11 protein-coding genes are annotated in these 10,454 nt (G+C 67.8%); all 11 read right to left on the bottom strand.

Annotated features, from left to right (window positions below; all coding sequences use genetic code 11):
* Positions 1-109: 109 nt before the first annotated feature.
* Entirely contained in the window at positions 110-310 is a 201-nt protein-coding gene (locus ACFWPK_RS30150) for a hypothetical protein (RefSeq protein WP_378921520.1), read from the bottom strand.
* 89 nt (positions 311-399) lie between these two features.
* On the bottom strand, positions 400-1,257 hold the full coding sequence (locus ACFWPK_RS30145) for a DivIVA domain-containing protein (protein WP_378921518.1): 858 nt from the start codon (positions 1,255-1,257) through the stop codon (positions 400-402).
* A gap of 60 nt (positions 1,258-1,317) precedes the next feature.
* Positions 1,318-1,620: a YggT family protein gene (locus tag ACFWPK_RS30140; RefSeq protein ID WP_056816435.1), complete on the bottom strand. Its 303-nt coding sequence runs from the start codon at positions 1,618-1,620 to the stop codon at positions 1,318-1,320.
* A gap of 89 nt (positions 1,621-1,709) precedes the next feature.
* A complete protein-coding gene (locus tag ACFWPK_RS30135) occupies positions 1,710-2,465 on the bottom strand; it encodes a cell division protein SepF (protein ID WP_378921516.1) in 756 nt (251 codons plus the stop codon).
* A 107-nt stretch (positions 2,466-2,572) separates the two neighbouring features.
* Positions 2,573-3,298 (bottom strand): YggS family pyridoxal phosphate-dependent enzyme, encoded by a 726-nt coding sequence (locus tag ACFWPK_RS30130; protein ID WP_378921514.1) that lies wholly within the window; start codon positions 3,296-3,298, stop codon positions 2,573-2,575.
* Positions 3,295-4,026, bottom strand: a complete 732-nt coding sequence (gene pgeF / locus ACFWPK_RS30125; RefSeq protein ID WP_378921512.1) for a peptidoglycan editing factor PgeF — start codon at positions 4,024-4,026, stop codon at positions 3,295-3,297. Before pgeF ends, ACFWPK_RS30130 begins: the two co-directional genes overlap by 4 nt.
* Positions 4,027-4,199: 173 nt before the next feature.
* The gene (ftsZ, locus tag ACFWPK_RS30120) at positions 4,200-5,459 is read right to left on the bottom strand and encodes a cell division protein FtsZ (RefSeq protein ID WP_378921510.1); all 1,260 of its coding nucleotides are present in this window, start codon (positions 5,457-5,459) and stop codon (positions 4,200-4,202) included.
* A gap of 160 nt (positions 5,460-5,619) precedes the next feature.
* Positions 5,620-6,297 carry a cell division protein FtsQ/DivIB gene (locus tag ACFWPK_RS30115; protein ID WP_378921508.1) on the bottom strand — a complete coding sequence of 226 codons (678 nt, stop codon included), beginning with the start codon at positions 6,295-6,297 and terminating at the stop codon, positions 5,620-5,622.
* Positions 6,298-6,305: 8 nt separating this feature from the next.
* On the bottom strand, positions 6,306-7,820 hold the full coding sequence (murC, locus tag ACFWPK_RS30110; RefSeq protein WP_378921506.1) for a UDP-N-acetylmuramate--L-alanine ligase: 1,515 nt from the start codon (positions 7,818-7,820) through the stop codon (positions 6,306-6,308).
* Positions 7,817-8,932, bottom strand: a complete 1,116-nt coding sequence (murG, locus tag ACFWPK_RS30105; RefSeq protein ID WP_378921504.1) for an undecaprenyldiphospho-muramoylpentapeptide beta-N-acetylglucosaminyltransferase — start codon at positions 8,930-8,932, stop codon at positions 7,817-7,819. Before murG ends, murC begins: the two co-directional genes overlap by 4 nt.
* 55 nt (positions 8,933-8,987) lie before the next feature.
* Complete coding sequence (gene ftsW / locus ACFWPK_RS30100) at positions 8,988-10,361, bottom strand: putative lipid II flippase FtsW (protein ID WP_378921584.1); 1,374 nt, start codon at positions 10,359-10,361, stop codon at positions 8,988-8,990.
* Positions 10,362-10,454: the final 93 nt, after the last annotated feature.

Below are 10,454 nucleotides of genomic sequence, written 5' to 3'. Positions count from 1 at the left end.
ACTGAGCGCTCACGCGCCGTTCTTCCGAAGGCTCCCCGGTGATGGCCGGATCGGTGCCATGTGTAGTTCGATTCTAACCGGGGGCGTCCAGTCGATATTCCGCGCCCGCTCAGTTCCGCCGGGCGTGTCGGCCGGGTGGGACCTGCTCGCTCTCGGGTTTCGGGGTGGCCAGTGCGCTCACGAGCAAACTCGCGGCACCGACAACACAGATCAGAATGCACCCCCACGCCCACACCACCGAACCGGTGGCGAGCGCCGCGACGAGCAGTCCGAAGCCGATCGCCGCGAGAACAAGCGTCAAGACGAGCATGGCGACTCCCAAGCCAACCGAGCAGCCCGACGATAACTGGGCATTCCCGAATCACGCGACGCGCTGCGCCGCGCGACTCGGGAACCAGTTTACTTGCCGCCCTTGGCGAAGGAAGCGGGAGCCAGACTGTTGGCCGAACCGTTGGTTTCGCCCGCGAACTCGCCGCCGTCGACCGGCACGGCCGACCCACGGTTCTCGAGCTCTTCCAGCTGCGATTCCAGGTAGGACTTCAGGCGCACGCGGTACTCGCGCTCGAAGGTCTTCAGCTGCTCGATACGGCTTTCCAGCACCGTGCGCTGCTGGGTGATCGTGGCCATGATCTCGGCGTGCTGACGCTCGGCGTCGGCGGTGAGCGCCTCCGCCTTGTCCTTGGCCTGCCGGATCTGGGTATCGGAACGGTTCTGCGCGTCGGCCAGCATCGCGTCGGACTTCTGACGCGCGTCGGCGATCATCGCTTCCGAACGGGTGCGGGCGTCGCCGACCAGTCGCTCGGAGTTTGCTCGCGCGTTCGAGAGCAGACCCTCGGCCTCGGTCTTGGCGTCGGTGGTGAGGCGGTCGGCCATCTCCTGCGCCAGGGTGAGCACCTTCGCGGCCTGCATGTTCGCGTCCGGGCCGTTGTTCTGCACCGGCGCCGCGACGGGCATCGGGGCGGGCGGCGCGACGGGCACGGGCTGCGGAATAGGTTCTGGCACTGGGGGAGGCGCCTGCTGCACGGGCGCCTTCGGCGCGCTGACCGGGGCGGGCCCGCGGTTCTTCTTGGCGTCGGCCAGCTCGGTGTCGAGTTCGGCGACCCGCTGACGCAGGTCGGCGTTCTCCTCGATCAGGCGCGAAAGCTCCTGTTCGACGAGATCCAGGAAGGCATCGACCTCGTCCTCGTTGTAGCCGCGCTTACCGATCGGCGGTTTGCTGAACGCGACGTTGTGCACATCGGCAGGAGTCAGCGGCATCGAAGGATCCCTTCACGCGTCTTTTGGAGAACTAGCAAGCGGTCTTCTCGATTCATTGTGTCACACGGAGGTCACGGGCTGACCGAGCCTACCCACGATCGACATCAGGATGAAGACGAGGAAGAGCAGGACCATTATCGAAAGATCGAGACGAATCCCCCCAAGATTCACAGGAGGTATCAACCGCCTCAGAAGTTTCACCGGGGGGTCGGTAACGGTGAAGATCACCTCCAGGACGATCACCACCACACCGGTCGGGCGCCAGTCGCGCGCGAAACTGCGAATGAACTCGACGATCACCCGACTGATGAGCAACAGCCAGAAGATGAAAAGCACGAGGTACAGAACCGCGAACAGGGCCACGGCTTCACTCTGCCGCAAAACCGGCAAGGTGCAAAATGGCCGCGCCGCGCAGTGCGCGGGCGGCCATCTCGGTATCGGGTGTGTGTTCCCTATTTCTGGTTGTAGAAGCCGTTTTCGGCGATGCGGCGGCGTTCTTCCGCTGATACGTCGACATCGGCCGGTGAGAGCAGGAACACCTTCGTCGCCACCTTGTCGAACGAGCCACGCAGCGCGAAAGCGAGTCCGGCCGCGAAATCGACCAGCCTTTTGGCATCGGCATTGCTCAGGTCGACCAGGTCCATGATGACGGGATTCCCTTCACGGAACCGTTCACCGATGATCCTGGCCTCGCTGTAGTCGCGCGGACGCAGCGTGGTGATCTTGGACAAGGGACCTCCGTCCTCGAAGATCCCAGGACGCCGTGCGGGCGCGGGCTCGGGGCGCATGCGCTCCTCCAGCCTGCGCTCCTCGGCGTCGGGATCGACCGCGAGCGCACCACGAGTGGAGCCGCGCATACCGGGTGCGACACCGCCTGCCCGGAAGGACCGGCCCGACGACGGCGCCGTTTCGATCCTGGTGGGGCGACGTGGCGTCTCGTAGCGATCGTCGGCGTAGGTGTCGGCGACATAGTCGTCACGACGCGCCTGGTAGGCCGACTTGTAGGCCGGCTGGGGGAAGTCGTCGGCCTCGTCCTCGAAACGGTCGGAGCCGTAACGGTCGTCGGCGTAACGGTCGTAGCTGCGCGGACGGGCGCGGCCCGCGCGCTCCTCGGCGCCGCGAGGGGCATGATCGTCGACGTAGTCGTCTTCGTACTCATCGAGCGGAACCATGCCGAAGTACGCCTTGAACTTATGCAGGGTACTCATCTGGTCGACCTTCCTTCGGCCCCGGTGGCGGCCGGGTGTTGAAGTTCTTGCTCAGCGCCTCTTCAGCCCAATCGTATGTGTCGAATGTGACTGATGAGGTTTCTTTGCTACGCCGAGGTTATCGGCCGGGCGCCCATCAAGGCGGTTCCGACACGCACACACGTCGAACCGTGTTCGACCGCAATCTCCAAATCACCCGACATACCTGCAGAAAGTTCGGTGGCTTCGGCGTGTTGCCCCAGCAGCGAAGTGTGCAATGTCGCAAGATTCGCAAACGACACATCACTGGGGGCGTCAAGGGGCGGAATCGCCATCAGACCGGCCAGATGCAGGCCGGGCGCCTTCGCTACCAGGTCGGCGAGGGCGAGCAGATCGGCCGGTGCGACACCCCCGCGTCCGGGGTCGGTGTCCAGGCTCACCTGCAACAGGACCCGCAGCGGCGCGATACGCTCGTCGGCTGCCAGTGCGTCCTGCGCGGCACGGTCGAGAGCGTTTGCCAGGCGTTCGCTGTCGACCGAGGCCACGGTGTGCGCCCACCGCGCTACCGCGCGTGCCTTGTTGCGTTGTAAACGGCCGATCATGTGCCATTCGACGTCGTCGTAGGCGAGCTGATCGACCTTCGCGGAGGCTTCCTGTTCGCGGGACTCGCCGAATTCGCGCCGGCCGAGGGCGTGCAGGATGGCGACGTCGGTGGCGGGGAAGAACTTCGTCACCGGGAGCAGGCTGACCGAACCCGCCGGGCGACCCGCGGATTCGACGGCGGCGTCGATGCGTGCCAGGAGACCGTCGAGACGGGCCGAGAGTTCCGCGGTGCGGACCGTGTCCGCCGTCATGCGGCGGGGTCCATCCAGATCACGCCCGCGATGCGGCCGGTGGGTGCGCCACGGCGGTGACTGAACAGGGTTTTGTCCTCGATGGTGCAGCGTGGGTCAACGGCGATTCCGCCGACGCCCGCCTCGGTGAGCTGTCGGCGGATGCCCGCCCGCAGGTCGAGACCGGGGGTCTTGCGGACCGTGGTGGTCGCGCTGCCGGGCAGGTGGGCTTCCACGTCGGCGCGCATGGCGGCGGGGACCTCGTACTGGCGACCCGAGGCGGCGGGGCCGAGGAAGGCACCGATGCGGTCGATGCGGGCGCCTGCCGAGACCATCGCGTCGAGAACTCGCGGCACTATGCCGATCCGGGCGCCGATGCGGCCCGCGTGGACGGCGGCGATGACGCCCGCCTCGTCATCCGAGAGCAGGATCGGCACGCAGTCGGCGGTGAGCACCACCAGCGCCAGTCCCGGCACGGTCGTGACCAGCGCGTCGGTCACCGGCACCGGTTCGGCGCGCGGCCCGTCGACGATCTCGACAGTGCGCCCGTGCACCTGCTCCATCCACACCAGCCGGTCGGGAGCGAGGCCGATGCCTTCTGCCAGCCGGATCCTGTTACGGCGCACAGCCTCCGGATCGTCACCGACGTGGTCACCCAGGTTGAACGAGTCGTAGGGCGCGGCGGAGAAGCCACCGGCGCGGGTGGTGGTCACCCGGCGAACGGTCACGGTAGGCGGTGCGGAAGTCATAGTTCGAGCGTAGTGCGGTCACAGGGTCGCGCGGTCACCGCGCGGGGTGACGTCGGCAACCCGGGTGCGAACCATCGCATGGCCCCGGACGGCCTCGTTTCGCACCACTTCCCGGCAACGCGACAGCGCCCGAACTCGAAGGGAGTTCGGGCGCTGTCGCACGGGCGAATGCTTTATCGGCGCATGAAGTCCGGGACGTTGATCTCGTCGTCATCGTCGCCTTCGCGAACTTCCGGGTTGTTGACGCGGTTCATGGCCGCCTCGGTGACCCGCTGACGCTCCGACTCCCGGTACCGCTCGGTATCGCGGTAGTTCGGCGCCGCGGCCCGGCTACTGGACACCCCGGCCGTAGCGGGCTCGATGGGACGCGAGGGCGCGTCGGACGTGCGTCCCTGGCCGATCTCGCCGGCGCGGCCGGAACCGATCGGGTTCGCCCCGGTCCGGCTCGTCGTGGCCGCGCTGGACTCGGAATTGCGCCGCGACGGGCCGCCACCGTCGAAACCCGCGGCGATGACGGTGACGCGCACCTCGTCGCCGAGCGAATCGTCGATGACCGTACCGAAGATGATGTTGGCCTCGATGTGGGCCGCCTCTTGCACCAGCGAGGCCGCCTCGTTGATCTCGAACAGCCCCAGATCGGAACCGCCCGCGATCGAGAGCAGCACGCCGTGCGCGCCGTCCATGGAGGCCTCGAGCAGCGGCGAGTTGATCGCTGTCTCGGCCGCCTTCACCGAACGACCCTCGCCACGCGCCGAGCCGATGCCCATGAGTGCCGATCCGGCACCCGACATCACGCTCTTGACGTCGGCGAAGTCGACGTTGATCAAACCGGGGGTGGTGATCAGGTCGGTAATACCCTGAACACCGTTGAGCAGCACCTCATCCGCGGAGCGGAAGGCGTCCATCAGACTCACCGCCGCGTCGCCCAGCTGCAGCAGCCGGTCGTTCGGAATGACGATGAGGGTGTCGCACGACTCGCGAAGCAGGTTGATCCCTACTTCGGCCTGGTTCCCGCGCCGTTTTCCTTCGAAGGAGAACGGCCGGGTGACGACCCCTATAGTCAGGGCCCCCAACTTGCGGGCGATGCTGGCGACGACGGGAGCGCCACCGGTACCGGTGCCACCACCCTCGCCTGCCGTGACGAAGACCATGTCGGCGCCCTTGAGCACCTCTTCGATCTCGTCCTTGTGGTCCTCGGCGGCCTTGCGACCGACTTCCGGATCGGCTCCGGCTCCGAGTCCGCGGGTGAGTTCGCGGCCGACATCGAGCTTGACGTCGGCATCGCTCATCAGCAGGGCTTGCGCGTCGGTATTGACCGCGATGAACTCGACTCCCTTGAGTCCCTGTTCGATCATTCGGTTGACGGCGTTCACGCCGCCGCCGCCGATACCGACGACCTTGATCACTGCAAGGTAGTTGTGCGGGGGCGTCATGGGCTCTCGCCTTCCTTCGATCTTAAACCCTCAACCTCAACCATAGGGTTGGCGTTATGTCAAGTATCCGACTGCTGCGGAACGCTATTCGCAGCCACTGCGATCCCGGCGCAGGCGCGCCGTGATGAGAGCCAGAATCTTGTGCCACAAAGAATGTCGCTCACTTTACCGTGACCAGATTCGGACTCGAAACGTCGAACACGGTCCCCTCACGGGTCAGTAGCGGCAACACGACGGCAGCTTTGCGCTCGCCGTCGCCCGTGCCGCCCCACACTACCTTCCTGCCATCGCGCAGGCTCAGCGAGACGTCCGAAATCGACCGTGCGACAACCTCACCCACCTGCACCGACAAGGCGGGCGGCAGGGTGACCAGCACATCCACCGCCGCCCTGGCCGCGGCGGGCCCGGTGAACGAGCCCTCGGTGAGCAGTTTCGGCACCCCGATGGGCAGTTCGGGCTCGATCGCGAATTCGACGCTCTCGGCGTCGATCAGGTGGGCGCCGTCCGGTGCCTCGAAGTACACCACCGGTGTTCGCTCCACGACGGTGACCAGCACTGTCGAGGGGAATTTACGCTGCACCCGGACCGAGCGAACCTTCGGGATCGCGGCCACGCGCTGGGCGATCGCGGTGGTATCGATCCGTAACATAGAGCGGCCGTTCGGAATTTCGAGCCGCTCGCGCACATCGGTTTCCGGCACCGCCGACAGGCCGTCGATGCGCACGGTGCGCACCGACAGCGCCGGGGTGAACCAGGCCACTGCCACCAGCAGGCTCACCACGACCACCCCGACCACCGTCCAGAGGCGGTAGCCGTGCCACCCGCGTGCGGCGGGCATCGGCAACCTCACCGGCCGCCCTGCTGCGGCCTGGCCCGCAGGCCGTCGAGGATCTGGCTGCCGAGCATGGTGACATCGCCTGCGCCCATGGTGATCACCACGTCACCGTCGCCCGCGAGCCCGGCGACCTGCTTGCCGACCTTGGACATATCCGGCTGGTAGTGCACGGGTTCGGTCACCGACTGGGCGACCAGCGCGCCGTTGACGCCGGGCAGCGGATCTTCACGGGCGCCGTAGACATCGAGTACGACCACCTCGTCGGCCAGGCTCAGCGCGGTGCCGAACTCCGTGGCGAAAGTGGCGGTGCGGCTGTACAGATGCGGCTGGAACACCACGATCACCCGGCCGCGCTGGAGGCGGGCGCCGTCGCGCGCCTCCTGGGCGACGAGCTGCGCGGCGGCCTCGAGCACGGCGCGGACCTCGGTGGGGTGGTGGGCGTAATCGTCGAAGACGCGCACACCGTTTTCCCGGCCGGTGAACTGGAACCGGCGATGCACGCCGCCGAATCCCTCCAGGCCCTGCACGATCTCGTCGATATCGGCGCCGGTGGCGCGGGCGGCCAGCAGCGCCGCCAGCGCGTTGAGCGCCATGTGCCTGCCCGGTACCGACAGTCGCAACGAACGCGCGGTGGTTTCGCCGTCGAGCAGGAACTCGACGATGCCGCCGACGTCACGCGGTTGCCAGTCGAGCAGCCGCGCGCCGACGGGCACGGGGGCATCGGTGAGATCGCCCGATCCGTAGCCGAGGACCGAGATCCCGCGCTCGGACATGCGCGGTGCGACCCGCTGGGCCAGCGCGAGCGAACCGGGATCGTCGAGGCACACCACCAGCAGACCGCCGGGGGCGAGCCGGTCGGCGAAGTCGTCGAAGACCTGGATGTAGGCCTCGTCGGTGCCGAAGTAGTCGAGGTGGTCGGATTCGATATTGGTGACCACGGCGACGTCGGGGTCGTATTGCAGCAGTGAGCCGTCGGACTCGTCGGCCTCGGCGACGAAGATGTCACCGCTGCCGTGGTGGGCGTTGGTGCCCGCCTCGTTGAGCTCACCGCCCACCGCGAACGACGGATCGGCGCCGCAGTGCTGCAGCGTGACGATCAGCATCGAGGTGGTCGAGGTCTTGCCGTGCGTGCCCGAGACCAGCAGGGTCTTGTGCCCGCGCATCAGCGCGGCGAGCACGGTCGGGCGCATCAGCACGGGGATGTCGCGCCGATTCGCTTCGACCAGTTCCGGATTGGTCTTCGGGATGGCCGCGTAGGTGGTGACGACGACCGTCGGGCCGCCGGGCAGCAGGTCGAGTGCGTCGGCGGCGTGGCCGATGCGCACCTCGGCGCCGCGGGCCCGCAGCGACAGCACACCGCGGCTCTCGCGGGCATCGGAACCGGAGACCTTGCCGCCGCGCGAGAGCAGGATGCGCGCGATACCGGACATGCCCGCACCGCCGATGCCGACCATGTGCACGCGTTCGAGTTCGGGTGGCAGGGCCGCGCCGGTGGACTCCCCGATCTCCTGTTCCCGCTCGCTCATCGGGCGACCTCGGTGACGATCCTGGCCACCGTGTCGGCAGCATCGCGATGGCCTGCGCCTGCGGCGGCGCGGCTCATCTGCGCGAGTCGAGCGGGGTCGAGCAGCAGCGGAATCACCTCATCGATCACGTATTTCGGGGTCAGCTCGGCGTCGGCCACAATTGTGCCACCACCTTGCGCGACCACCGGTCGGGCGTTGAATTCCTGTTCGCCGTTGCCGTGCGGCAGCGGCACGTAGAAGGCGGGCAGTCCGACCGCCGACACCTCGGCCACGGTCATCGCACCGGATCGGCACACCACCGCGTCGGCGGCGGCGTAGGCCAAGTCCATCCGCGACAGGTAGGGCACCGCCACATACGGCGCGGGCGCGTCGGCGGTGCTCACCTCGACGCTGTTCTTCGGGCCGTGCGCGTGCAGCACCGAGACGCCAGCGGCCGCGAGTTGCGGTGCGGCACCGGAAACGGCCTCGTTGAGGCTGCGCGCACCCTGCGAACCACCGAACACCAGCAGCACCGGTCCCTCGGCGGGCAGACCGAAATGCGCGCGAGCCTGTGCCCGCAGTGCGGGACGGTCGAGTTCGGTGATGGAGGCGCGGACCGGAATACCGACGACCTGCGCGCCCGCCAGTCCCGAGTCCGGAACGGCGGCGAGCACTTTGGCGGCGAGTTTCGCGCCGACCTTGTTGGCGATACCGGCCTTCGCGTTGGCCTCGTGCACGATCACCGGCACCTTGCGCTTGCGGCCGAACACCCCGCCGCGAGCGGCGAGGTACGCGGGCAGTGCGACGTAACCACCGAAGCCGATGATCACGTCGGCCTGCACGTCGTCGATCACCACCCTGGTCGCCTTGACCGAGGCGAGCACCCGGCCGGGCAGCCGCAGCAGGTCGGCGGAGGGCTTGCGCGGCAACGGCACCGGCGGGATCAGCTCGAGGGGGTACCCGCGTTCGGGCACCAGTTTCGTCTCGAGTCCACGCTCGGTACCCAAGGCGGTCACCCGGATCGAGTCGTCGAGTCTGCGCAGCGCGTCGGCGACAGCCAGCGCGGGTTCGATGTGGCCTGCGGTTCCTCCGCCTGCGACGATCACCGACAACCCGGATCGCGGGTTACTCACCTGGATCTACCTCGTTCTCTGTCGTATCGAATCGATCTCGCGAAGGCATGCGTGATCATGCTCCGCCGCCTCCGCCGGTCCGGCGTTTCACCGGGCGGTGTGGCATCGGGTAGGTCGGCTCCCATGCCCTTGTCGACCGTAGCGAACTCGTGCCGCGGCTTTCCGGCGCACGTCGCCTGCGATCGGCGGGCGGCTGGCGACGTGGGGCCTGACGTGGGCGTTCGGTTCGGGGACGCGGCGCGACTTTTCGGGGCGCGGGCGGGGTGTACACCTCGGGCACCGGCAGCCGAAGGAGCCTGCTGAGCCTGCCGTCCTGGCCTGCCTTCAGCGCCGATACCGCCTCCGGTTCGTGCCGGGCGGCGCTGGCGATGATGCCGAACATGAACAGCGTGATCGCCAGCGACGAACCACCGGCCGAGACCAACGGCAACTGCAGACCGGTCACCGGCAACAGCCCGACGACATAGCCGATATTGATCAGCGCCTGTGCGGTGATCCAGGTGGTGGCGGTGGCGGTGAGCAGGCGCAGGAACGGGTCCACCGAACGCAGCGCGATGCGAATGCCCGCGTAGACGAACAGGGCGAGCAGCGCCAGCACCAGCATGCAGCCGAGGAAGCCGAGCTCCTCGCCGATGATGGCGAAGATGAAGTCGTTGTGCGAGTTGGGCAGGTAGCTCCACTTCGCGCGGCTCTGCCCGAGGCCGCGGCCCCAGATGCCGCCGTCGGCGAGGGAGTACTTGGCCTGACGCGCTTGATAGTTGGCGCCCTGCGGGTCGTCACCGGGGTTGAAGAACGCGCGCACCCGGTCGGAGCGGTATCCGGCCGACAGCGCGAGCACCGACGCGGCGACGATGCCCGTCACCATGATGCCGACGAACAACCGCACCGGCAGCCCGCCGAACCACAGCAGCGCCATCAGCACGATGCCGAGCGCGATGGTGGTCGACAGGTTCGGTTCGAGCACCACCAGCAGGCACACCAGCAGTCCGGCGGGCACCAGCGGCACCAGGATGTCCTTGAGCGCCGCGCCGCGCCGCGAGGCGAGCAGGTGCGCGCCCCACACCACCAGGGTCACCTTGACCACTTCGGACGGCTGGATGGACAGCGGGCCGATATCGAACCAGCGCCGCGCGCCACCGTGCATCGAACCGATGCCGGGGATGAGCACCAGCACCAGCGCGAGCACCGAGATGCTGAAGATCGGGAACGACCACTGCCGCAACAGCCGCAGCGGCAGCCGCAACGCCACATAGAAGCCGATCGCCCCGAGCGCGGCGAACATGGCCTGCTGGATGAACAGCGCGTAGGCCGAACCACCACCGGCATAGGCCTCGACGCTCGACGCCGACAGCACCATCACCAGACCGAGCACGGTGAGCAGGGTCGCGATGGTGACGATCAGATGAAACGACGCCAGCGGCCGGGCCAACCACGCACCGAAGCGCTCCCCCGCCCAATTCGGCTGCCCCGAACCCCGCCGGGTGGTACCCGTGCTGCCCTGGCTACCGACCCGGCTGCTGTC

The sequence above is a fragment of the Nocardia sp. NPDC058519 genome (assembly GCF_042719755.1).
GTDB lineage: Bacteria > Actinomycetota > Actinomycetes > Mycobacteriales > Mycobacteriaceae > Nocardia.
The sequence above is the reverse complement of the archived record's forward strand: the minus strand, read 5'-3'. Positions and strand labels throughout refer to the sequence as shown.